This is a genomic window from Vibrio sp. 2033 (genome assembly GCF_033339735.1).
On sequence record NZ_JAWOVC010000762.1, the window covers coordinates 1 to 533 of the forward strand.

General features: G+C 46.7%; 1 protein-coding gene. It reads right to left on the minus strand.

Annotation, left to right across the window (positions count from 1 at the left end):
- The coding region (locus tag R7P74_RS28945; RefSeq protein WP_318124150.1) for a BBE domain-containing protein at positions 1-533 on the minus strand (533 nt) is incomplete at both ends.

Genomic DNA, 533 nt, shown 5'->3' on the forward strand with positions numbered 1-533 from the left:
GGCTTGATGTTTTGATTCATTCTGAACAAGTTATTTGGATCAAACTTCTTCTTCACTTCTTGTAAGCGCGCAAAGGTTGGACCATAGGCAGACTCTGTACGTTCGGCTTCATCTTGTGTAAGGAAGTTGATATACGCACCGCCACTGGCATACGGTTTGGTTTTGGCAAAAAAGTCTCTCGCCCACGCGATACAAGCTTGGTCATCTTCTGCGGAGTCCCATCTTCCGTGCACATTTAATACGTAATTAGCGTCACGGCTAGAATAAGCCATAGATTCAGGTTCTGGTCTAGATGCCGTGCAGCCAAGAGAGGCGATAAAAATCTCGCATTGAGGCGATGGCAACTTCCCTGCGTATTCTATCGCCGCATCAATGACACCTTCGCTTAGCGAGTTAAAGTTATGCGATTTCCAATAGTTACGTGCGCCCGGAGTAAGCAAGGGATCAAACGCTTGTTGCCATGCAGCAAATGGTTGTACGCCAACATGATCACCATGTGCGTCACCAAAATCTCTGAGTGGAGCAATAAGCTT